This is a genomic window from Myxococcus dinghuensis (genome assembly GCF_024198235.1).
GTDB lineage: Bacteria > Myxococcota > Myxococcia > Myxococcales > Myxococcaceae > Myxococcus > Myxococcus dinghuensis.
In genome coordinates, this window is record NZ_JAKCFB010000003.1 from 90,112 (window position 1) to 112,127 (window position 22,016).

The 22,016-nt window shown below is 72.3% G+C and carries 22 protein-coding genes; 15 read left to right on the plus strand and 7 right to left on the minus strand.

Translation table 11 applies throughout. The features are described 5' to 3' along the window. The first annotated feature begins 187 nt into the window (after nucleotides 1-187). The gene (locus LZ198_RS05290) at nucleotides 188-631 is read left to right on the plus strand and encodes an HIT family protein (RefSeq protein ID WP_253970778.1); all 444 of its coding nucleotides are present in this window, start codon (nucleotides 188-190) and stop codon (nucleotides 629-631) included. A 60-nt stretch (nucleotides 632-691) separates the two neighbouring features. Further along, nucleotides 692-5,101, plus strand: coding sequence for an AAA domain-containing protein (locus LZ198_RS05295; RefSeq protein ID WP_253970779.1), 4,410 nt, complete (start codon nucleotides 692-694; stop codon nucleotides 5,099-5,101). Between the two features lie 27 nt (nucleotides 5,102-5,128). On the opposite strand, the gene LZ198_RS05300 is transcribed toward LZ198_RS05295, so the two are convergent. Continuing rightward, nucleotides 5,129-5,704: a Uma2 family endonuclease gene (locus LZ198_RS05300; RefSeq protein ID WP_253970780.1), complete on the minus strand. Its 576-nt coding sequence runs from the start codon at nucleotides 5,702-5,704 to the stop codon at nucleotides 5,129-5,131. 180 nt (nucleotides 5,705-5,884) lie between these two features. On the opposite strand from LZ198_RS05300, the gene LZ198_RS05305 reads away from it, so the two are divergent. The 6 genes from LZ198_RS05305 (at nucleotide 5,885) to gloA (ending at nucleotide 13,850) form a co-directional block, all read left to right on the plus strand. Further along, a complete protein-coding gene (locus tag LZ198_RS05305) occupies nucleotides 5,885-8,728 on the plus strand; it encodes a TonB-dependent receptor domain-containing protein (RefSeq protein WP_253970781.1) in 2,844 nt (947 codons plus the stop codon). A 10-nt stretch (nucleotides 8,729-8,738) separates the two neighbouring features. Next, nucleotides 8,739-9,185 carry a GNAT family N-acetyltransferase gene (locus tag LZ198_RS05310; RefSeq protein ID WP_253970782.1) on the plus strand — a complete coding sequence of 149 codons (447 nt, stop codon included), beginning with the start codon at nucleotides 8,739-8,741 and terminating at the stop codon, nucleotides 9,183-9,185. 147 nt (nucleotides 9,186-9,332) lie between these two features. After that, entirely contained in the window at nucleotides 9,333-10,523 is a 1,191-nt protein-coding gene (locus LZ198_RS05315) for an NAD(P)H-dependent flavin oxidoreductase (RefSeq protein WP_253970783.1), read from the plus strand. 137 nt (nucleotides 10,524-10,660) lie between these two features. Next, nucleotides 10,661-11,068, plus strand: a complete 408-nt coding sequence (locus LZ198_RS05320) for a hypothetical protein (protein ID WP_253970784.1) — start codon at nucleotides 10,661-10,663, stop codon at nucleotides 11,066-11,068. 16 nt (nucleotides 11,069-11,084) lie between these two features. After that, nucleotides 11,085-13,403, plus strand: coding sequence for a hypothetical protein (locus LZ198_RS05325; protein WP_253970785.1), 2,319 nt, complete (start codon nucleotides 11,085-11,087; stop codon nucleotides 13,401-13,403). A gap of 57 nt (nucleotides 13,404-13,460) precedes the next feature. Further along, nucleotides 13,461-13,850 (plus strand): lactoylglutathione lyase, encoded by a 390-nt coding sequence (gloA, locus tag LZ198_RS05330; protein WP_253970786.1) that lies wholly within the window; start codon nucleotides 13,461-13,463, stop codon nucleotides 13,848-13,850. 9 nt (nucleotides 13,851-13,859) lie between these two features. Here the strand turns inward: gloA and LZ198_RS05335 are convergent, their stop codons facing one another. Beyond that, nucleotides 13,860-14,780, minus strand: a complete 921-nt coding sequence (locus tag LZ198_RS05335) for a LysR family transcriptional regulator (protein WP_253970787.1) — start codon at nucleotides 14,778-14,780, stop codon at nucleotides 13,860-13,862. A 137-nt stretch (nucleotides 14,781-14,917) separates the two neighbouring features. Here LZ198_RS05335 and LZ198_RS05340 point away from each other — a divergent pair, with 137 nt between their 5' ends. The 5 genes from LZ198_RS05340 (at nucleotide 14,918) to LZ198_RS05360 (ending at nucleotide 18,439) form a co-directional block, all read left to right on the plus strand. Beyond that, nucleotides 14,918-15,382: a MauE/DoxX family redox-associated membrane protein gene (locus tag LZ198_RS05340; RefSeq protein WP_253970788.1), complete on the plus strand. Its 465-nt coding sequence runs from the start codon at nucleotides 14,918-14,920 to the stop codon at nucleotides 15,380-15,382. Between the two features lie 37 nt (nucleotides 15,383-15,419). Next, nucleotides 15,420-15,779: a polysaccharide deacetylase family protein gene (locus LZ198_RS05345; protein ID WP_253970789.1), complete on the plus strand. Its 360-nt coding sequence runs from the start codon at nucleotides 15,420-15,422 to the stop codon at nucleotides 15,777-15,779. Beyond that, nucleotides 15,776-16,615: an NAD(+) diphosphatase gene (gene nudC, locus LZ198_RS05350; RefSeq protein ID WP_253970790.1), complete on the plus strand. Its 840-nt coding sequence runs from the start codon at nucleotides 15,776-15,778 to the stop codon at nucleotides 16,613-16,615. Before LZ198_RS05345 ends, nudC begins: the two co-directional genes overlap by 4 nt. A 78-nt stretch (nucleotides 16,616-16,693) precedes the next feature. After that, nucleotides 16,694-17,626, plus strand: coding sequence for an oxygenase MpaB family protein (locus LZ198_RS05355; protein ID WP_253970791.1), 933 nt, complete (start codon nucleotides 16,694-16,696; stop codon nucleotides 17,624-17,626). A 120-nt stretch (nucleotides 17,627-17,746) separates the two neighbouring features. Then, nucleotides 17,747-18,439: a radical SAM protein gene (locus LZ198_RS05360; protein ID WP_253970792.1), complete on the plus strand. Its 693-nt coding sequence runs from the start codon at nucleotides 17,747-17,749 to the stop codon at nucleotides 18,437-18,439. A 10-nt stretch (nucleotides 18,440-18,449) separates the two neighbouring features. Here LZ198_RS05360 and LZ198_RS05365 read toward each other — a convergent pair whose 3' ends face one another. Both LZ198_RS05365 and LZ198_RS05370 read right to left on the minus strand, forming a co-directional pair. Further along, nucleotides 18,450-18,872, minus strand: coding sequence for a hypothetical protein (locus LZ198_RS05365; RefSeq protein ID WP_253970793.1), 423 nt, complete (start codon nucleotides 18,870-18,872; stop codon nucleotides 18,450-18,452). Nucleotides 18,873-18,947: 75 nt separating this feature from the next. Further along, nucleotides 18,948-19,226, minus strand: coding sequence for a hypothetical protein (locus LZ198_RS05370; RefSeq protein ID WP_253970794.1), 279 nt, complete (start codon nucleotides 19,224-19,226; stop codon nucleotides 18,948-18,950). 87 nt (nucleotides 19,227-19,313) lie between these two features. Between LZ198_RS05370 and LZ198_RS05375 the strand changes: the two genes are divergently transcribed. Continuing rightward, nucleotides 19,314-19,625, plus strand: coding sequence for a hypothetical protein (locus tag LZ198_RS05375; protein ID WP_253970795.1), 312 nt, complete (start codon nucleotides 19,314-19,316; stop codon nucleotides 19,623-19,625). 11 nt (nucleotides 19,626-19,636) lie between these two features. Here the strand turns inward: LZ198_RS05375 and LZ198_RS05380 are convergent, their stop codons facing one another. The 3 genes from LZ198_RS05380 to LZ198_RS05390 form a co-directional block, all read right to left on the minus strand. After that, entirely contained in the window at nucleotides 19,637-20,011 is a 375-nt protein-coding gene (locus tag LZ198_RS05380; protein WP_253970796.1) for a hypothetical protein, read from the minus strand. Nucleotides 20,012-20,175: 164 nt separating this feature from the next. After that, nucleotides 20,176-20,433 (minus strand): GIY-YIG nuclease family protein, encoded by a 258-nt coding sequence (locus LZ198_RS05385; protein WP_253970797.1) that lies wholly within the window; start codon nucleotides 20,431-20,433, stop codon nucleotides 20,176-20,178. A gap of 70 nt (nucleotides 20,434-20,503) precedes the next feature. Then, nucleotides 20,504-20,815, minus strand: a complete 312-nt coding sequence (locus LZ198_RS05390) for a CBS domain-containing protein (protein WP_256559284.1) — start codon at nucleotides 20,813-20,815, stop codon at nucleotides 20,504-20,506. Nucleotides 20,816-20,961: 146 nt separating this feature from the next. Between LZ198_RS05390 and LZ198_RS05395 the strand changes: the two genes are divergently transcribed. Further along, nucleotides 20,962-21,981, plus strand: a complete 1,020-nt coding sequence (locus LZ198_RS05395) for an alpha/beta fold hydrolase (protein ID WP_253971098.1) — start codon at nucleotides 20,962-20,964, stop codon at nucleotides 21,979-21,981. Nucleotides 21,982-22,016 lie beyond the last annotated feature (35 nt).

Consider the following 22,016-nt stretch of genomic DNA (forward strand, 5'->3'; position numbering starts at 1 on the left):
CCCCGCGCCCCGACGTCAAGCCGTGGACACTTGATCCACCCGGAGACTCAGCTCCCCCTCTGTCGATCACACCCCGCACTCCCACTCTCTCATTCCAGGGCAGCAGCGGGTCGACTCCGACCCAGATCTTCACGGAAGGGTGTCATGAGACACATCCCTCCACTCTCGTGGCTGATACGGTGACCGGATGATGGATGTGAATGACCCATGTCTCGGCTGCGCCATCGTGAGCGGCGCGCATCGCCCGGTCGGCGGCGTCCTGGCGCGGGCCCCGGGCCTCGTCCTGCACGGCGTGGCGGGGCCGAGCCCGGTCCCCGGCTGGGTGGTCATCTCCAGTGAGCGCCATGTGCGCGGCTGGTACGACATGGACGAAGCCGCCGCGCGCGAGCTGGGCCCGTTCGCCGCCCGGGTCATGCGCGCTCAACGCGACGCGCTGGGCGCGGAGCATGCGTACGCGTTTGCCATTGGCGACGTGCTCCGCCACTTCCACCTGCACCTCATGCCGCGCTTCCGTGACACGCCGACCCGCCTGTGGGGTCGCGCCGCGTTCGACGCGCCCCCCGCCGACCACCGGCCGGCCGAGGAGCTGGAAACCGCCGCGCGCGCCCTCGCCCAGGCCTTGTCCACCTGAGCCCCACCCCCCCGGGCCCGTGATAGAGGAACGGCCTCCCTCCCGTCGTGAGGTCACGCCGTGTCGTCCGAGCCCCGCAACCGCGTCCTCGAGAAGATGCTCGAGCGGCTCTATGCCGCGCTCGCCTCCGGGCCGAGCCTCAACTGCCGCCCCCATCACAGCCGTCAGCGCCTGGACCTGGCCACGCTGAGCCGTCTGGACGGCACCCCTCCCCATACAGTGCTGGCCGGCCTGCTCGGCGAGAAGGCCGAGGTCCGCCTCGCCGTGAAGCCGCCCTCGGTCGACACCCAGGCCCCCACCGTCACGGACGAAGAGGACGACGAGGACGCGCCGCGCTCGCCCAAGAGTCGCGCCGAGGAGGAGCAGCAGGCGCTGCTCCGCAAGCTCGCCACCATCGTCGACGACGCGCGCACCTTCGAGCAGGACACCGGCGCCCACGTGCTCCACGTCGGCTTCCCGCTGCTGCACCTGCCGCCCGGCGCCAAGGACAAGCGCGGCTTCAACACGCGCCGCGTCCTCGCCCCCATCGCCTTCGTCCCCGTCCGCATCACCGTCAAGAAGGGCCGCGCCCCGAGCATCGAGCTGGAGGGCTCCGAGGACGGCGTCGACCGCGTCGCCCCCAACACCGCCCTGCTCGCGTGGCTCGAACAACAGACCGGCCAGCGCTTCGGCGAGCTGTTCGCGGACGAGACGGGCGCCGAGCCGTGGCGCGAGCTGAACGAGCTGGTCGCCGCCGTCGCCAGGGCGCTCGACCTCACCGCCCCCGCCCCCTTCACCCCGGAGACCCCGCTCGTCGCCGTGCCGCGCAACGATGACGACGCCGCGAAGCCCGCCATCCTCCCGTGCGCCGTGCTCGGCCTGTACCCCCTGTCCAACCAGAGCCTCGTGGACGACATGCGCGCCCTCGTGGACGGTGAAGCCATCTCCGGCCCGCTGGAGAGCTTCCTCCGAGTGGACGTCTCGCTCGGCCAGTCCACGCACACCGGTGGCGAGCGGAACCTCGAGGGCCTCAAGCACGCCGCCGAGGAGCGCCTCGTCACCATCGCCGACCCGTGCCAGGCCCGCGCGGTGCGGCTGGCCCGCCAGAGCCGGGGCCTCGTCGTCCACGGCCCCCCGGGCACCGGCAAGTCGCAGACCATCGCCAACGCCATCGGCGACCACCTCGCGCGCGGAGAGCGCGTGCTCTTCGTCTGCGACAAGCGCACCGCGCTCGACGTGGTGAAGCACCGCCTGGACCACCTGGGCCTCGGCGACCTGTGCGCCGTCGTCCACGACGCCCAGCGCGACCAGCGCGACCTGTACATGGGCATCCGCGAGCAGCTCGACGCGCTGCCCGAGTCCCGCACCGACGCGGCGGTGACCTCCGAGCTGGCCCGCGTGGACACCGAGCTCCAATCCCTCCACGACGAGCTGACCACCTCCGAGCGCGCCCTCGCCGAGCGCCCCGAGGGCGGCACCGCGCCGTCCTTCCACGAACTCGTCGGCCAGTGGCTCGTCCTCGACACGCCCGCCGCGCTCACGCCCACCACCGCGTCCCTCGCCTCCGCGCGCCTCTCCGACGTCACGCCGCGCGAGCGCGAGGTGCGCGAGGTCCTGGAGCGCGGCATCAAGGAGGGCTACCCCGACAACCCCTGGCGCGACGCGCTGGGCGTGGACCTGGCCACCTACCTCGCCACGCCGCTCGCCACCTGGCGCGAGCGCGTGGGCGCCACCGTCGAGGCCGCCCGCGACGCGGACGCCGTCGCCGCCTCCGACATCCCGACCTTCGGCGCCGACCCCGAGGCCGAGGGCACCGCTCGCGCCGCGTTCGCCCAGAAGCTCGCCACCGTCACCGCGGCCGCCAGCCCCGAGGTCCTCACCCGCTGGGCCACCGCGTCCGCCGAGTCGGTCAAGACCGCCAGGACGCAGCTCGACGGCCTCGCGCCCCAGGTGAAGGTCCTCTCCGAGGGCCCGCTCGACACGGAGCTCGCCCTCATCCACCGCGAGCAGCCCCAGGCCCTGGGCGCGCTGTCCACCGCGCTCGCCACGCTGGGCGCCTACCTCGGCATCGCGAGCAAGTGGTACGCCTTCTTCTGCTTCGCCCGCAGGGCTGGCGCTCGCAAGGTGCTCCAGCAGTTCGGCCTCACCCTCGGCGCGCTCGCCGCCGAGCGCGTCAGCCGATTCCTCACTGGCGCACGCGCCCGCCTGCTGCTCGGCGAGTACCACCGCGCCACCCTCGCCCCAGGCGCCGCGAACACCCCGCCCCTCTCCGATGAGGGCCTCGCACGGGAGCTGCGCACGCACGCCGACCTCTTCGCGCTGCTCGGCGAGCTGGACTCGACGCCCCTGCTCGCCTCGTGCCGAGAGGCCGTGCGCGCCGCCCTCGCCAGGCCGCAGGAGTCCCTCTCGACGCTGCTCACGGGCCTGCGCCAGTCCGCCCCGCGCGGCGCCGCGGTGGTCCGGCTGGAGCAGCGCCTCGCCGAGACGCGCCTGTTCTCCAGCGCATGGCTCGCGTCCCGCTCCCGCGAGCTGCGCGCGGGCGCGACACTCCACGCCGTGGCCACGGGCCTCCAGTCCCGCCTGTCCACCGTGGAGGGCCTGCTGCGCCTGCGCTCGCTCCTGTCCGGCATGCCGCCCGCGTTGGAGACCGCGGTGGAGGCCCTGGCCCGACAGGGCGTGGACGTGGAGACCGGCTGGGTCGCCACGCTCAAGGCGACGCTGGCGGCGGAGGTGACCTCGCGCCTGCGCGAAGACCCCGCGCTCCAGCACGTCGACGCGGACCGCGCCCAGGCCGCGCACGCGCGCTACCGCGTGCTGGAGGACAAGAAGCGCGGCCTCGTGCGCGACGCCATCCTCCACCGGTGGACGCAGCGCCAACGCGAGCGGCTGCTCGCGGGCACCGGTGGCCGGCTCAACAGCCAGGGCGCCGAGCTGCGCCGTCGGCTGATGCTCCGCGGCGAGCGCGCCATGCGCGTGCGACAGGTCATCGCCACCGGCCTGGACACCGAGGGCGGAGACCCGCTCTTCGACGCGCGGCCCGTCTGGATGGCCAGCCCCCAGACGGTGGCGCAGATCTTCCCCCGCCGCCCCATCTTCGACGTCGTCATCTTCGACGAGTCCTCCCAGTGCCGACTGGAAGAGGCCCTCCCCGTGCTCACGCGCGCGAAGCGCGTGGTCATCGCCGGTGACCCGAAGCAGCTGCCACCCACGCGCTTCTTCGAGTCCGCCGTGGTGCAGAGCCAGGAGGTGGAAGCGGAGACGGAGCAGGGCCTCTTCGAGGAGCAGCAGGCCGAGGTCGAGGACCTCCTGTCCGCCGCGCTCAACCTCGACATCGACCAGTGCTACCTGGACGTGCACTACCGCTCGCAGAACGCGGACCTCATCGCCTTCAGCAACGACCACTTCTACGACAAGCGCCTCCAGGCCATCCCCGCCCACCCGTCGCACCTGGCGCCCCACACGCCGCTGCGCCTGCTCCCCGTGGGCGGCACCTACGAGAAGCGCGTGAACCTCATCGAGGCGCGCGCCGTGGGCCAGCTCGTCAAGGAGCTGCTCGCCCAACCCGAGCCGCCCTCCATCGGCATCGCGTGCTTCAACCTCTCGCAGCGCGACGCCATCCTCGACGTGCTCGACACCCTCGCCGCCGAGGACGCCACCTTCGCCCAGCGGCTCGCCACCGCGCGCACCCGCCGCGGCTCGGGCTCCTTCGAGGGCCTGTTCGTCAAGAACCTGGAGAACGTCCAGGGCGACGAGCGCGACCACCTCATCATCAGCACCACCTACGGACCCGACGCGCAGGGTCGCTTCTACCGGCGCTTCGGGCCGCTCGGCAGCGCGGGCGGAGGCCGCCGCCTCAACGTGCTCGTCACCCGCGCCCGCCAGCAGGTCCACCTCGTCACGTCCATCCCCCGCGAGGCCTATACCTCCCTGCCCCCCGTCGAGCCCGGCCGCCAGCCCAACGGCGGTTGGCTGCTCTTCGCCTATCTCCAGTTCGCGGAGGGGCTCGGCCAGAGCTATGCCCAGGACGCGCTCGAGGCCTCGAACACCGCCAGCACCTCGGACACCCAGCCGCGTCGGGAGGCCGTGGTCCGCGCACGCGAGACGACCATGGGCTCCTCCTTCGCGCAGGCCCTCGCCACGCGGCTCGCCCGGCAGCACCACGTGTCCTCCGACGTGCACTGGGGCAACGACGGCTTCTGCGTGGACATCGCGCTGCACCACCCCACGCGCCCCGGTGACGTCACCGTGGGCCTCCTGTGCGACGGCACCCGCTACACCAAGGCCGCCGACCGCGTGGAGTGGGACCTGTTCCGCACCGCGGTCCTCGAGGGCCAGGGCTGGAAGCTCGTGCGCCTGTGGACACCGCACTTCTTCCGAGACCCGGAGGGCGCGACGACACGCGTGCTCCAGGCCTCGGGTGACCTGCTGATGCGCGAGCCGTCCACGCAGCAAGCCGCCACCGCGTCCTCCGGGCAGCGCGTGGTGCACTGACGGCTCACGTCGAGCGGGAGGCGCGCTTCAGGGCGCCTTCCGCTCCGACAGCCACAGCACCCCCAGCTCCAACTCCAGCGCCTCGAAGGGCGCCACCCGCACGCGCTCGTTGCCCGAGTACGTCCCCAGCTCCACCCACTGGCGCCCGTCCCCCAGGTACGCCTCCAGGGTCCGCGCTTCTGGGTCGATCAACCAGACGTACTTCACGCCTTCCCGGGCATAGATGCGCTTCTTGCGCACCCGGTCCAACGTCGTCGTGGACGGCGAGAGCACCTCGCAGACCCAGTCCGGCGCCAACGTGAAGAACGGCGCGTTCGGCGTCTCCGGCATCCGCTCCCACCGCCAGCCCGCGAGGTCCGGCACCAGGACATCCCGTCCGAAGTGCAGCTCCGGCTCGTCGATGAAAACCCAGCCTCCAGGCCCCGCTCGCCCCCGCTCGAAGGCGCCGTACAGCTCGCCGCCCAGGCGGGAACTGGCCCTGCCGTGCGCACTCGCCGGCCTGGGCAGCGCGATGAGCTCCCCGTCGACAATCTGCCCGACCATGTTCTCCGGCAGTGCGACCAGGTCCTCGTACGTCGCGGGGCGCTTCGGTCCCTCACCCATTCCCTCACTCCTTCCGACTCCGTCTTGCCACCCATCCGTCACGTCCGCCGCCTCCCGAAGTGGAACCCCACCCCACACCGCGTGTCCACTTCTTCCTACTCAGGGGGTCTGACACTTGACGGCCCACCCAAAGGCCCCCATGGACCTGCCATTCCAGAGAGGGAAGAATGTCACCGCCCCATGCTTCCCAACCGCTCTGGCCTGCTCGTCCTATCGCTCCTGCTCCTGTCCGCGCCCGCGTTCGCGGACAACAACGCCGACGAGGCGGACATCGCCTTCGAGTTGGGGAACGACGCCTACGCCAAGGGTCAGTACACCGAGGCCCTGCGCTCGTACTTCACCAGCTACCGCCTGGTGCCCAACCGCAACGTGCTCTTCAACATCGCCCGCTGCTTCGAGGCGCTGGGGAAGTTCAACGAGGCGTACCGGTACTACAACGACCTGCTCACCGAGGACCTGCCCGTCGACGACGCGGCGGAGGTGTCGCGGTCGCTGGACCGGCTGCGCCCCAAGGTGGCCCTGGTGCGCGTCACCACCGTGCCCAAGGGCGCGGACGTCTACGTGGACCGCATGGACCTGGGCAGCCGGGGCCGCTCGCCGCAGACGCTCGCGCTGTCGCCCGGCCGGCACAAGATCATGGTGAAGAAGGACGGCTTCCGCCCCACCGAGGCCACCGTCACCGTGGCGCGCGGCAAGGAGACGGAGCAGAACTTCGACCTGTTCCTCATCACCGGCGGCGTGGACCTGACCGGCAGCCCCGAGGGCGCCGAGGTGCGTGACTCGCCCAACGGCTCCGTCATCTCCCGCCTGCCCGGCCGCATCCGCCTGCCTCCCGGCCAGCGCATCCTCTACGTGCGCGCCCCCGGCTACGCCCCCGGCCAGTACGTCGTCGACGTGCCCGCCGACGGCACCGTCCCGCTCGCCGTGTCCCTGCGCGTGCAGGACAAGCCCACCGGGCGGCTCATCGTGACCGCCAACCGCGACGGCGCCACCGTGCGCGTGGACGGCCAGCCCGCGGGCTTCACGCCCACCGTCGTCACCCTGCCGGAGGGTGAGCACACGCTGGAGGTGGAGAGCCGCGAGGTGCGCCCGCTGCGCCAGAAGGTCACCATCGTCGCGGACCAGGAGGCGAAGCTCCACGCGGAGCTGCGCTACGCCCCGCCGCCCGTGCGCGCCGCGTCCAAGAGCCTGGTCGCCGTCGACGACGCGCCCGCCTCCACCACCGTCCTCACGCAAGAGGAGCTGCGCGCCTTCGGCTGGCGCACGCTCGCCGAGGCCCTCTCCGGCGTGCGCGGCTTCTACGTCACCGACGACCGGACCTATACCTATCTCGGCGTGCGCGGCTTCTCGCCGCCGGGCGACCTCAACACCCGCGTCCTCATCCTCTGGGACGGTCACGCCATCAACGACGTGTGGGCCGGCCAGGGCTACGCCGCCCACGACCTCAGCGTGGACCTGGAGGAGGTCGAGCGCATCGAGGTGGTGCGCGGCCCGGGCAGCGCCCTGTACGGCACCGGCGCCTTCTTCGCCGTCATCAACGTGGTGCCGCGCGAGTCGCTCGGCGAGGACAAGCACCTGGAGGTGACCGCCGCCGTCGGCGCGCTGGGCACCACCCGGGGCCATGCCACCGCCGCGTGGGAGAACGGCAACCGGTCCATCCTGGTGAGCGCCTCCGCGCTGACCGCCTCCGGCGCGGACACCACGCGGTTGGTTCGCAACCCCACCGAGACCTATCTCATCTCCGGACTCGACGCGGAGCGCTCCGCCAACGCCTCGCTGCGCGCGCGCATGGGAGACCTGTCCCTCCAGGCCCAGCTCAACGTGCGCTCCAAGGAGCTGCCCACCGCGCCCTACAACACCATCATCGGCGCGGACGGCAACAGCGTGGAGGACCTGCGCGCCTTCGTCGAAGCACGCTACGAGCACGAGTTCAACGAGCGCTTCAGCCTGTCCGCGCGTGGCTCTTTCGACATCAGCCGCTACGAGGGCATCTACATCTACAACGAAGAGCTGGGCGGCTCGAACTCCGAGGTCGGCGACGCGGACTGGGCCAGCGGAGAACTCCGCGCACGCATCGGCCTCTTCGAGGGCAATCGCCTCACCCTGGGCATGGAGCTGCAGCGACAGATCAGCGTGCGACAAAGAGCGAAGGACTGGGACCTGACAACACAGTCGCGCACGTTGCTGTCCGCCTACCTACTCGACGAGTGGCGACTGCATCCCCGGCTGAGCCTGTCCGTCGGCCTGCGCTTCGACCGGTACACCGATCTCGACACGACGTCGCTCACTCCGCGCGTCGCCGTCATCGCCCGACCCTACGAGGCGGGCCTCACCAAGCTGGTGGTCGGCAACGCGTTCCGCGCGCCCAATATCTACGAACTCTACTACGAGGACTTCACCACCCAGGCGCCCCCCACGAGCTTGGACCCGGAGACCATCACCACCTTCGAGTTGGAGCACTCACACGACCTGACGGACGAGCTGCGTCTGACCATCGCCGGCTACCACAACCGCATCTCCAAGCTGGTACAGCTCCAGGCCGACGCCGAGCCCTCCAGTGACTGCCAGGACACGCAGTGTCTGCGCTTCGTCAACGACTCGGGCACCACGCTGGCCTGGGGCGCGGAGGCCGGTGTGCACTGGCAGCCGGGGCGCTACCTCCTGGTGGACATGAGCTACTCGTACGTGTCGCTGCGCAACGCCTCGGAGGACGTGTCCGCCGCGTCTCCCGCGCACCTGGTCTCCGGTCGCCTGCTGATGCCGCTCGGCACCGGTGACATGCGCCTGGCCACGCAGGCCGTCTACCAGAGCGCGCGCCCCACCGGTGATGGCGGCTCGGACAGCGGCGAGGCGCTCATCATCGGCTTCGGCCTCTCCGGCGACTACGGCCCGCTGCGCTACTTCGCCGGCGTGCAGAACCTGCTCGACTCGAAGTACGCCATCCCCGTGTCCGAGGAGAACTCCATCGCGCCCGTGCCCCAGTACGGCCGCACCTTCACGCTCCAGTTGACGGGCTCGTTCTAGCCACCGTGCCATGACGACGGACTCGACGCTCACCTTCATCCAGCCCGGCCACCCGCTGTACGCGGGCGAGCTGGAGCTGCGCTTCCGCGTCCTGCGCGAGCCGCTGGGCTACACCCGCGAGCAGGTGGCCTTCCCCTTCGAGGCCCAGAGCCTCCACCTGGTCGCCCACGAGGCGGACACCGTGCTGGGTTGCGTCCTCTTCAACCCGGAGGACGCACACGGCGGCCGGCTCTTCCAGATGGCGGTGGCGACCCACCTCCAAGGACAGGGATTGGGGGCGCGGCTGGTGCGTGCACTCGAGGACGAATTGAGGCGACGCGGCTTCAGCCAGGTGCATCTGCACGCGCGCGCGCCCGCAATCCCATTCTACGAGCGGCTGGGATACGCGGTGTACGGCGAGCCCTACAGCGAAGTGGGCATTCCCCACCGGAACATGCGGAAGTCACTCGGCACGTAGGGACTGCCCGGGTGCTCACCACCCGACATCGGAAGCGGCTCCCAGGCGCCCTGCCCCACCCTCACGCGCACGGCACCTGACCTCATCCTCACGGGGATGCTGGTAACCTCTGCAAAGCCAGAGAGCCAGCGACATCGAGGAGCCACGATGAACGGAACGAACGACGGACGCTCTCCGCCTCCCGGCCCCCAGGCCGGCGTCAACGAGGGGGAGCACGAGGACGAGGATGCGAACGCGCCCCGCCGGCCGCCCATCCACGTGCTGGAGGGCAACACGCTGCACACCCGCCTGACGCGCGCGCTGGGTGTGCACTACCCGTTCGTCAGCGCGGGCATGGCGTTCGTCGCGCTCCCGCCGCTGGTCATCGCCGTCTCGGAGGCCGGTGGCGTCGGCATGCTCGGCGCCACGCCGGAGCCCGCGCCCGCGCTGCGCGCCCGGCTGCGCGACATCCAAATGGGCACGCGGCGCCCCTACGGCGTGGACTTCATCCTCGACCACGCGGGCCAGGGCGACTTCACCACGCGAGAGCACATCGACGCGTGCATCGAGGCCCACGTCCCCGTGGTGGCTTTCCACTGGAACCTCCCGCCCGCGGACTGGGTGCGTGACCTGCGCGCCGCGGGCACCAAGGTCTGGGTGCAGGTACCCTCGGTGGAGGTCGCGCGCGCGGCGCTGGCGCTCGGCATCGACGGCGTCATCGCCCAGGGCCGCCAGGGCGGAGGGCACAACCGGAGCACCACGCCCACGCTGAAGCTGGTGCGCGAGCTGCGCGAGGTCGTGGGCGAGCTGCCGCTCCTGGCCGCCGGTGGCATCGCGGACGGACTCAGCGCCGCGCGCGCCCTCTTCCATGGCGCGGACGGCGTCTGGGTGGGCACGCGCATGGTGGCCTCGGTGGAGGCGTACGCGCACCCCGGATACAAGCAACGGCTCGTGGAGGGCGACGCGCGCGACTCCGACGTCACCACCCTCTTCGGCCCCGAGTGGCCCGGTCAGCGCCAACGCGTGCTGCGCAACCGCGTGGTGCGCGAGTGGGCGGGTCGCGAGGACCGGGCGCCCACCACCCCGTCGGAGCCCATCGGCGCCACGCGCCTGGTGCCCGGCGTCGAAGGCGGCGACACGCCGTACGCGATGCCGCGCTTCAGCGCCTTCGTCCCCACACCCGACACCACGGGCGACCTGGACGAGATGGACCTGCCCGCCAGCGGCGCGAGCATGGCGCGCATCGAGAGCATCCTGCCGGCCGGCCAGCTCGTGGTGGAGATGATGGAGGGCGCGCACCGCCTCCTCGCCAACCCCTACGAGCTGGAGACGGACCCCGAGGACAGCGAGCGCTCCTGAGAGGCCTACATCCGCTCGGGCGCTCCGCCGGCCCCCTCCCCACCCGGAGCGCCCCTGGAATCCGGGTGAACGGCACCCGGGAGTTGGAGTAGAGCCCACCCCAGGAGTCCGCCGACTGGCGGCGGGTGGGCCCATCCATGACGATGACGACGACTCGGGCGCGCTGGCGGCGCGTGGCACTCGCGGGGTGGCTCGCGTTCGCGGCGTGCGTCACGGTGGCGGTCGTCCGCGCCACCACCGCGCACTTCCCCCAGCCCTCGCGGCGCCTGTCGGACGCGGAGCGCGTGGAGCTGGGCCGCGTCGCCGCGCACGTCGAGCCCGCCTGGCGCGAGCGCAACCGCCGCTCGTTCCCGGGCGACCACTGGTCCCAGGACGACGACTTCGGCGCCTACGAGCGGCAGTGGGTCCTGGGCGAGGCGTACCGGCGGGGCGTGCCCGTGACGGACGTGTTCGGCGCCGTCGACGCGGAGCTGCACTCGGCGCCCGTGTCGCCGCCGCGCAAGGCCACCGCGAGCCCGTGCAAGCCCCGCCCCTTCTACGACTGACCTCCGGCGCCCCTCCATGACCGCCTCCGCCTCCCGGTTGCTCCGCGCCGCCCACCACGCCGCCTCCCTCACCAGCGTGCGTCTGGCCCTCTTCGGCCTCATCGCGCTCGCCGCGTGCTGGCGCCCCCTGGAGCAGGCCGGCGGGATGAACGACTTCCGCGACGCGCACCTGCTGCACTCCTACGAGGACGCCGGCACGCGCACCGTCCAGCGCTACGGCCAGCTCCCGCTGTGGAACCCCTGGTCCTGCGGCGGGCAGTACGCGCTGGGCAGCCCCCAGACGCGCGTCTCCGCGCCGACGATGGTGCTCTCCGCCCTGGTGGGCGCGCGCCGCGCGGAGCCGCTCGTGCTATGGGCCTTCCTCGTGCTCGGCATGGAGGGCTTCTTCCGCTACGCCCGCCGACGCGTGGGCTCCACCCTGGGCGCCCTCCTCGCCGCGCCGCTGTTCGGCCTGACGAGCTTCACCGCGCTGGCGTGGTCCATCGGCTGGCTCAACTTCGCCGGCTTCCTGCTGATGCCGTGGCTCCTGTGGGGCGCGCGGCGCTCCGCCGAGGGGAAGGTGTCCGGCGCGGCGGTGGTGGCGGCCGTGTTCGCGCTGCTGCTGGGCTTCGGCGGCACCTACCCGGTGCCCATGGGCGCGCTGTTCGTCGCGCTGGAGACGGGGCGCACGCTGTATGGGCTGCGCGGCACCCGTCGACGCGTGGAGGCGCTGTGGTCGCTGGGCGCCACGGCCCTCTTCACCCTGGGCGCCTGCGCGTACCGGCTGTGGCCGCTGGTGGAGACGATGCGCTCCTCTCCGCGCGTCATGGCGGGCACGCCGGGCAACGCCTTCCCCGCGCTGATGGAGATGCTGCTCCAGTTGCCCGCGCGCGGCGGCTACAGCGACCGGGGCAACTTCTTCTTCGCGCCCGTCGCGCTCGCGTTGGTGGTCGTGGGGCTGGTGCTCGGCAAGCGCCGCGCGCTGTTCCCCGCCGTCGTCGCGGGGCTGAGCGTGTGGATGGCGGCGGGCTACGCCGCGTCCCCGTCGCTGTTCGCCGGGCTGCGCGCGCTGCCCATCTTCGAGACGTTCCGCTACCCCGAGCGCTTCCTCGTCCCCGCGGGCCTGTTCCTCGCGGAGCTGGCGGCGGTGGGGCTCGCGGTGCTGCTGGCGCGCTCGGGGCGCAGGCCGTGGGAGGCGTGGGCCGCGGCGCTCGCGTGTGGCCTGGCGCTCGCGGGCTGGGGCGTCGAGTGGCGCGCCTTCGACAACCTCACGCGCTGGTCGCAGATGGTGCCCATGCCCGCCGAGCACGACCAGCCCTTCGCCCAGGCGCGCGGCAACCGCTGGGAGCAGGGCCACTTCCTCGCCCTCAACCGCGGCTCCATCGCCTGCGGCGAGGCGTGGCCCGTGCCCATGTCCGACAAGCTGCGCGGCGACCTGCCCCAGGAGGAGTACCTGGAGGACGCCTCCGCGGGCAGCGCGCGCCGCGCGGAGTGGACGCCCAACCGCGTGACGGTGGACGTGGACACCACGCGCCCCGCGGTGCTGCTCGTCAACCAGAACTGGCACCCCGGCTGGAAGGTGTCGGAGGGCGACGTCTTCTCGCGCGACGGGCTGCTCGCCGTGCACCTCCCCGAGGGCAGGCGTCAGGTGGTGCTGCGCTTCGTGCCGCGCTCGGGCCTGGGCGGCGCGCTGGTGACGGCGCTGACGTGGGCGGGGCTGGCCTTCGTGGCGTGGAGCACCTGGCGGAGCGGCAAGCGGCTCCTGACGGGCCCCGGCGCGCTGGGGGTCGCCGCCGTGCCGCTCGTCGCCGGAGTCCTCGTCGCGCAGGTGTGGCACGAGCCCGTGGCGACGCCCCGCTTCGGCAACCCCGACGGCTCCCCGCTCACCGTGCCCGAGCTCCCCGCGGGCGCCCTCCCCGTGAGCGCGCGCTTCGACGTGCCGGTGGAGCTGGTGGCGACCCAGCTCCCCCCGGGCCCGGACGCGGAGGGGCTGGCGCACCTGGTGCTCTACTGGAGGGTGACGGGCCCCGTGCCCCGCTCGGTGGGCGTCTTCGTGCACGTCATGACGCCCGACGGGGGCCGCGTGGGGGGGGACCACTCGGTGGTGGGCGGGACTTGGTTCTTCGGTGACGCGCCTCGGGGCGTGCTGCTGCGGGACGCCTTCTCCATCGCGCTGCCCCAGGCGACCCGGGGCGAGTGGAAGGTGCTGGTGGGCCTGTGGCACGAGGGCGGGGACCAGTCCCGCGTGACGGCCCGCACCCTGGAGGGGCAGGAGATTCCGGACAGTCGCGTGCCGGTGGGCGCGTTCAGCATTCCACCCAGGGACCGGGTGGACGAGTCCTCCGCGCAACCCTAGCGCCACGGACGCGCGCCACGCGCGACGGATGGCGCCGTGGAGGTTATGAAGCGCGACATGCGAATCCTTCACACCATGCTGCGCGTGGGCGACCTGGAGAAGTCGCTCGACTTCTACACCCGGGTCATCGGCATGAAGCTCCTGCGCCGCCACGACTATCCGGACGGCAAGTTCACCCTGGCCTTCGTGGGCTTCGGCCCCGAGGACACGCACCCCGCGCTGGAGCTGACCCACAACTGGGGGGTCGAGAAGTACGAGCTGGGCACCGCGTACGGCCACGTGGCCCTGGGCGTGAAGGACATCCGCGCGACGTGCGACGCCATCCGCCAGGCGGGCGGCAAGGTCGTGCGCGAGCCGGGGCCGATGAAGCACGGCACCACCGTCATCGCCTTCGTCGAGGACCCGGACGGCTACCGCGTCGAGCTCATCGAGCAGTCGACCCTCTGAGCGGCGCCGTCACCCGCCTTCCTCGGCGGTGAAGCGCTCCGCGACCCGGGGCGCCAGGAAGTCGAGGAAGGCGCGCACGTGCGCCGGCATGGCGGTGCGGCGCAGGTACACCGCGGAGACGTGGCGCGGCACCGGCCGCAGGGGCGCCAGCACCCGCACCAGCGCGCCGGACGCCAGGTCGGGGGCGACGAGGTACTCCGGCAGCTCCGCCACGCCGAGCCCCCGCAGCGCCGCCCCATGAATCGCGGGCACGCTGTTGGTGCGGAAGCGGCTCTTCGACAGCCGCACCTCCTGCGTCCGCCCCGCGTGGTGCAGCTCCAGGGGCCGCGCCGCCGGCCCTCGCATGGGCACCAGCACCTCGTGCGCGCCCAGGTCCCGGGCGCGGCGGGGCACGCCCTGTTCGCGCAGGTATGCGGGGCTGGCGCACAGCACATAGGACTGCACCCCGAGCCTGCGCATCACCAGCGCGCTCGACTCCAGCCGGGGCGCGATGCGCAGCGCCACGTCCACGCCGCCCTGCACCAGGTCCACCAGCGCGTCCTCCAGCACCAGCTCCACGCCCACCGACGGGTAGGCCCCCAGGAAGTCGTCCACCAGGGGCACCATGACGTGCTGGCCGAAGAGCAGCGGCGCGGACACGCGCAGCACGCCCCGGGGGACGCCCTGCTCCGCGAGGTCCCGCTCCGCCTCGTCGAGCGCCTCCAGGATGCCGCGCGCGTGCGTCAGGTAGCGCTCCCCGGCCGCGGTGAGCTGGAGCCGCCGCGTCGTGCGCTGCATCAGCTCCGTGCCCAACCGCGCCTCCAGCGCGCCCAGCTCCCGGCTCACCACGGACGGCGCGCGACGCAACACCCGCGCCGCGGCCGCGAGGCTGCCCGCGCGCGCCACCTCCACGAAGGTCCTCAGCGACTCGAAGCGGTCCCGTCCCGCCATGATTCGTGCTCCTCCAGCACGAATGTCGTGCATCCAGCGCGCCTGTTCAAGGCGCCCTCCCCGGCGCATTCAGGAATCCGTGAAGGCGCGCTCCCCGCGCCGGACCTGCGCTCGCCGTGGCGAGCAGGGAGGAAGACATGCAGACCCCATCCAAGCCCGTCGAGGAGGGCTCGACCGCCCGCGTGGCCCCGCTCGAGGACCGGCAGCTCGCGCACGGCGTGCTGCGCCTCGTGGTGGGCCTCAACATCCTGGTGCACGGCCTGGTGCGCGTGGGCGCGCCCGGCGCCTTCGCGGACGGCATCGTCCAGGGCTTCGCGAGCACGCCCCTGCCCGAGTGGAGCGTGCGCCCCTTCGCCCTCGTGCTCCCCTTCGCCGAGCTGGCCGTGGGGCTGCTCATCCTGCTCGGCCTGAAGCTGCGGCTGGCGCTGGTGGCGGGCGGGGTCCTCATCGCGATGCTCACCTTCGGCGAGTCGCTGCGGCAGCAGTGGAACACCGTGGGCCTCCAGCTCATCTACGCGCTCGCCTACTCCGCCCTGCTCGCTCGCGCGTCCGACGCGCGGTTCACCGTCGACGGCCTGCTCGCCGGCCGCCGCGCCCGCTGAAGTCCCCGTCCCCACCCGAGGAGCCCCGTCCTTCGTCGTGGTGCCCTACACGCCGGGGCTCGACGACATCGTCTTCTACGAGTACGAGGAGCGCCACGACGGCGCGGACCCGTTCGCCCGGGAGCTGCGCCTGGAGTTCGACGCCCTCGACGCGGAGGCCGCCACGCGACGGCGCATGATGTCCATCAGCGTGCACGACCGCATCGCCGGACGCCCCGGCCGCGCGCGGGTGCTGGAGGAGTTCATCACCTACGCGAAGAAGCAGCCGGGCGTGTGGTTCGCGCGAAAGGACGCGCTCGCCCGTTGGGCGCTGGAGGGCCCCCTCCCCCCCGTCACCACCTCCCTGACCAAAGGAGGACTGCGCCCACACGCGAGGGCCGTTAAGGTGGCCGCGTGAGCCCCGCCCCCCACTTCGCCCCCAGCCACGAGCCCCCCGACCGTCCCCGCGACGGCGCCCTCCTCTTCCTCGCGCGCGGCCTGGAGCTGCTCGTGCTGGAGCGTGACGGCGCCATCACGCTGCCCACCGGCGCGGCCTTCCCGGAGCTCGCCGCCCAGGCCCACTACCTGGGCGCGCTGGAGGGAACGGACTGCTACGTCGCCCCCCTTCCGCCCGAGGGCTTCGTCCCACCCGAGGGCGGGAAGCTGGTGGCCGCGCGCACCCTCTACAACCGGCTGGACGAGACGCGCTTCGCCATCGCCGGACGCGCGCTCGCCATCGCCGAGTGGGACGTCACCCACCGCTTCTGCGGCCGCTGCGGCCAGCCCACGCAGCGGGTCCCCGGCGAGCGCGCCCGCCGCTGCCCCGTGGACCACACGCCGTTCTACCCGCGCATCTCCCCGGCGATGATCGTCCTCGTCACGCGCGGCGACACGATGCTGCTGGCGCGCAACGCCACCCTCCCCATGCCCATGTTCAGCACCCTCGCCGGCTTCGTCGACGCCGGGGAGTCCCTGGAGGAGTGCGTCACCCGCGAGGTGAAGGAGGAGGTCGCCGTCGACGTGAAGAACATCCGCTACTTCGGCTCGCAGCCCTGGCCCTTCGGGCGGTCGCTCATGGTGGGCTTCACCGCCGAGTACGCGGGCGGCGACATCCGCGTGGACGGGAAGGAGATCGTCGAGGCCAACTGGTTCCACCCGGACACCCTGCCGCCCATCCCACCCCGGCTGAGCATCGCCCGGCACCTCATCGACGCGTTCGTCGAGCGGGTGAAGGGCAGCCCGCACAGGGGCTGAACGAAGCCCCTCGCCGCACCGCGGCGCGACCTGCGCTATGGTGCGGGGCGTCGAACTCGTTCAGCAGGAGGGTGCCGGATGAACCGCTTCTCGCTCCGCGACCGTACCGACCGCCTCGACGCACAGACGCAGCACGAGGAGATTGTCCGCATCCTCGCCACCCAGGAGTTCCCCTGGGACATCAATCAAGCGCTCAGCTTCGCCCTGTTCCGCACCTACGCGGTGCCGAGCATCGGCGTGCTCCTGCACGAGACAGGTGAGTTCGCCGCGCGCACCCAGAAGCGCTACGACGACACCGTGCTCATCCTCGACACCATCCTCGAGCACGGCATCACCAGCCAACCCGGGCGGGCCGCCTTCCGGCGCATGAACCAGATGCACGGCGCCTACGACATCTCCAACGACGACATGCGCTACGTGCTCGCCACCTTCGTGGTGACGCCCGTGCGGTGGCTCGCGCAGTACGGCTGGCGCGCCCTCACGCCGCACGAGGTGGAGGCCTGGACGAACTACTACCGGGACGTGGGCCGCCACATGGGCATCCGCGACATCCTGGAGACGTACGAGGCGTTCACCACGTTCATGGACGACTACGAGGCGCGCCACTTCGCCTATGACGAACGCGCGCGGGCGGTGGCGGACGCCACGCTGGAGCTGCTCACCACCTTCACCCCCACGAACCGCGCGCCCAAGCGGCTGGTGAGGTTGTTCGCGCGCACGCTGATGGAGGACCCGCTCCTCGACGCGTTCCGCTACGAGCGCCCCTCCTCCCTCAGCCGGACCGTGTTCCGCTCCGCGCTCAAGCTGCGCGGCCAGTTCGTGCGCTACTTCCTGTCCCCGCGCGACGCGCCGCTCTACGGCCGCAACCTGCCCAACGTCCGCTCCTACCCCCAGGGCTACGACGTGGAGAAGCTGGGCACCTTCCCCAAGACCTGCCCCGTCCACCATCACCGCGCGTCCACGTCCGAGGACGCCCCCCGACCCGCGCCGCCGCCCCCCACCGGGACGTGAGCCGGAGGCCAGCCGGGCGACCAGGGACTGGGTCGCCCGGTGCCCCAGGCGCGCTCCCTGCTTGACCTCGCCGGTCCGACTGGGGTTGAAGCGGCGGTCCCCCTGTCGCACGAAGAAGCCATGCCCGCAGCGCGTCCCCACATCGAGCCCCGCCGAATCCCCGCCGCCGACTCCGTGGTGGTGAAGGAAATCTACCTCTCCCTCCAGGGCGAGTCCTCGCACGCGGGCCTGCTGTGTGGCTTCGTGCGCCTCACCGGCTGCCACCTGCGCTGCACGTACTGCGACAGCGAGTTCGCCTTCCACGGCGGCACGCGCATGAAGAACGCGGACGTCGTGGCCCAGGTGCTGGCCCAGCGCACGCCCCGCGTCGAAATCACCGGCGGCGAGCCGCTGCTCCAGCCCGGCGTCTATCCGCTCATGGAGGCGCTGCTCGCGCAGGGGCTCACCGTGCTGCTGGAGACCAGCGGCGCCATCGACGTGCGCCTGGTGCCGCCGGCCGTCCACAAAATCGTGGACATGAAGACGCCCTCGTCGGGCGAGTGCGACCGCAACGACTTCCGCAACTTCGAGTCCATGAACGCGCGCGACGAGATGAAGTTCGTCATCGGCTCGCGCGAGGACTACGACTGGGCGCGCGCGCTCATCACCGAGCACCGGCTGGCGGAGAAGCCCTTCGCGCTGCTGTTCTCCACCATCTTCGACAAGCTCCACCCCCGCGAGCTGGCGGAGTGGACCGTCGAGGACCGGCTGCCCGTGCGCTTCCAGCTCCAGATGCACAAGTACCTCTGGGACCCCAACGCCCGGGGCGTGTGAGCGCCGCCGCTCAGACCAGGGCGAGGCCCACGAACACCCCCCAGAGGATGACCGAGCAGGCCAGGACGCCCAGGTTGAGCCAGCCCATGGACAACGCCTCCTTCGCCAGGTCGAGCCCCGCGCGCGAGCGCTCCCCCTCCCGGATGCGCCGCAGCTCCCGCCGGGCCAGCAGCAGGCACGTCCCGCCCAGCACCAGCGGGACGACGGGCACCAGGAGGGAGCAGGGGATGGCCATCATCCCCAGCATCCCCAGCTTGCGCGCCACCGCGATGCCCCAGGACGGCGGCTCGTCCCGCGTCAGGACGGCCACGCACGCGCCGCAGTAGGGCGCCTCCTCCAGCAGCTCCACGCAATCCCCGCACAGGAAGCCCCCGCACCGCGCGCAGGTCGCCACCGCGACGACGTCCGGGTGTCCGGAGCAACGGGCCGCCATGCTCTCCAGCGCTCGCGTCACCCAAGCCCCCCGCGCGCGTGGCGCGCTCGTGCGGGGCAGCCCCCGCGGCTCGCGTCAGAAGACCGGCGGCGGCCGGGCCGTCAACACCGCCAGCCCATGCGCGCCCAGGCCGAGGAATACCGCGGTCAACACGGTGCACGCCATGAAGCCGGCGACGATGAGGCCCTTGCGACGGTGCTCGAACTGGCTGAAGGCGTAGAAGAAGACGTAGCAGGGGATGAGCAGCACCATCACCCCCGTGCCCACGCTCCGGCGGAAGGCATGGAGCACGAGGAGGGCGGCGCACACCAGCGCGACGAGGCCAGACAGGATGGCGAGCGGGAGCAGCGGCACGCCCCCCCCTTAGCACGATCCACGCTTGGCCAGGGCCCCGTGCGCATATTAAGCACGGCCCGACGTCCCCCAGCCGAGGAGACCCGCATGAACACCGCCAAGACGCTGCTGAACTTCGTGCTCGTGGGGACCCTGCTGGGGGCGGTCGTCGCCTCGCTGGTGGGGCCTCACGCCATCGGCTGGTACAACGAGACGCCGCTGGCCACGCAGACCATGTGCAACCTGCCGCAGGTCGTGCGCAACGTCACCTCGCAGCTGCTCACCTGGCAGGTGATTGGCGCGGGCATCGGGGCCGCCGCCTTCCTGGCGCTGGGCGTCGTGTTCACCCTGCGCATGAAGAAGAAGGCCCAGGCCCGGCCGCCCGCCCCGCCGTCCGGCGCCACGCAGACGCCGGCCTGAGCGCGCCCGGCTCAGGGCACGTGGACGTAGACCGAGGGCGCGCTGCCGAGCACCCCGCCGCCCTCGTTGTCCATCACGTTCACCTGGAGCAGGAACGTCGTCGGCCGGTCGACCTGGGGCGCCGTCCAGGTGGGCGCGCGTGTGCGCGAATCGCTGAAGTGGCCCGCCGGCTCCGCGGGGAGCTGGCTCCAATGGAACTCCAGCTCGTCGCCGTCCGGGTCCTGGACCTCCAGCACGAGCTGGACGACGTCCCCCGGCTGCACCGTCTGCGAGCTGGTCCGAGGTCCCGCCTTGACCTCGGGAGGATGATTGACCACCGCGCCGCACGCCGGACCCAGGATGGAGATGACCAGTGCGGCGAAGACTCCCGGACGCGACCGAAGCATGGACTGCCCCCTGCGAAGGATGGTTCCACGCTAACGTCTCGTCCTCGGTCCAGGTATCGGGCGCCCCCTGCATTCACGGTCCGATTCCACGATGGAAGTCAGTTCGCGACGCGAAGGGTTTTCCACCAACGGTCATCCCCGCGCGCCGGTATGACGTGGGAACGTCAACGTCGACCGCGGCGTCGGGTGCCGGGTTCCAGGGCGGCGACGAGCAGCAGCTTGTCGGCGCGGGTCAGCCGCTTGATGGCGGCCTCCCGGCGCAGCGCGGCGCTCCGGTCCTCCGCCGCCTCGCTCCAGACGAGGGTGACGGGCAGTCGCGCCCGGGTGTAGGCGGCGCCGCGACCCCGACCATGGGTGGCGACCCGGCGCTCCAGGTCGTTGGTGGCTCCGGTGTACAGCGAGCCATCACGACAGCGCAGCATGTAGACGGTCCAACGGGCAGGGGCATCCGACACGGCCCGCGCACTGTACCGCCCGCCCCCGGGCCGCGCCTCACCTCGCGGAGTGCCGCCCCCGCCCCCGCAGGCACAGGGGCGACAGCCGCGAGCCCAGCCGCCGCCTCGCGCCCGCCGGCCCCACCCGCGCCATCACCGCCGACACCGGCGCCAGCGGATCCACCCCCCACGCCGCCAGGATGTGCTGCTCGCTGATCAACCCCAGCAACCCGCCCTGCTCACCCACCACCCCCACCAACCCCACCTGGTGTCGCTCCATGACCCTCAAGGCCCGCAAGAGGGTATCTGTGGGAAAAACGGTGGCAATGAAGGATGACCAAGCCTCCTCGAGTGCCCTGTCCTGCCGCATTCAGTGTCCTCCTGACCGATAGGCCCACACATCCCTGCAACCGCCCTGCCGCCAGGGGTGCATGGCGAGCATTGAACGAGGCAACCCCGATGGGACCGGCTTAGGATGGGGAGGTGACACGCAGACCGGTGGCGCGGCTGGGGCGGATGGCGGACCTCTTCTCGCGGACGATGGCGCGGGGCCGGGAGGGCCTGCTGACGCTGACATTCCGCCCCGACGAGCTGTATCGGGTCCCGACGGACGACGGCGCGGCCATCGCCCTGGGCCGCTACCACGCCCGGGGCGAGCGGCGGCACGCCGAGCCGGTCATCCTGTGCCACGGCCTGGGGGCCAACCGCTTCCACCTGGACTTCGACGAGCACTACAGCCTGGCCCGCTACCTGGCCCGTGCGGGCTTCGAGACGTGGGTGATGGAGCTGCGGGGCCGCGGCCTGTCGGGCGAGTGCTCGGACTTCACCTTCGACGAACAGGCGGAGCACGACGTGCGCACCGCGTTGCGCACCGTGACGTCCACCGGGGCCAAGGAGGTGTTCTGGGTGGGACACTCCAAGGGCGGGCTCATGCTGTACGCCCACCTGGCGAAGAACCCCCAGGCCCCCGTGCGGGCGGCCGCCATCCTGGGCAGCCCCTTCACCTTCGCCGTGCAGCCGGGGCTGCGCACGTTCATCCAGAAGATGGAGCCGCTCCTGCGGCTCAAGGTCATCCCCACCGGCCGCGTCACCAGCATCGCCCTGTTGGGCGCGCCGCCGGGCCCGCTGAGCCGGTACATGATGCTGGCGGAGAACATGGAGACGGACGTGGTGCGGCGCGCGCTGGCCAACGTCCCCGCCAACATCTCCGGCGGCGTGGCGCGGCAGTTCGCGCGGTGGATCTCCACCAACCGCTTCACCTCGTATGACGGGGGCATCGACTACCGCGAGGCCCTGGCGGGCGTGAAGACGCCCATGCTCCTGCTCGCGGGCAGCAAGGACCTGCTGGCCCCTCCCATGGCGGTGGCGCGGGCGAAGGAGCACCTGGGCGGCCCGGTGAAGTTCCTCGTCGCCGGGCGGGGGCATGGCTTCGGGGCCGACTACGGCCACGCGGACCTGGTCCTGGGCCGCCGGGCACCGGACGAAATCTTCCCCCTGGTGGAGGCGTTCCTGTCCGCGCACGCGACCCGGCCGTGAGCCGGCGTACAGGGGACGGGCGGCCCGGGTTGTCC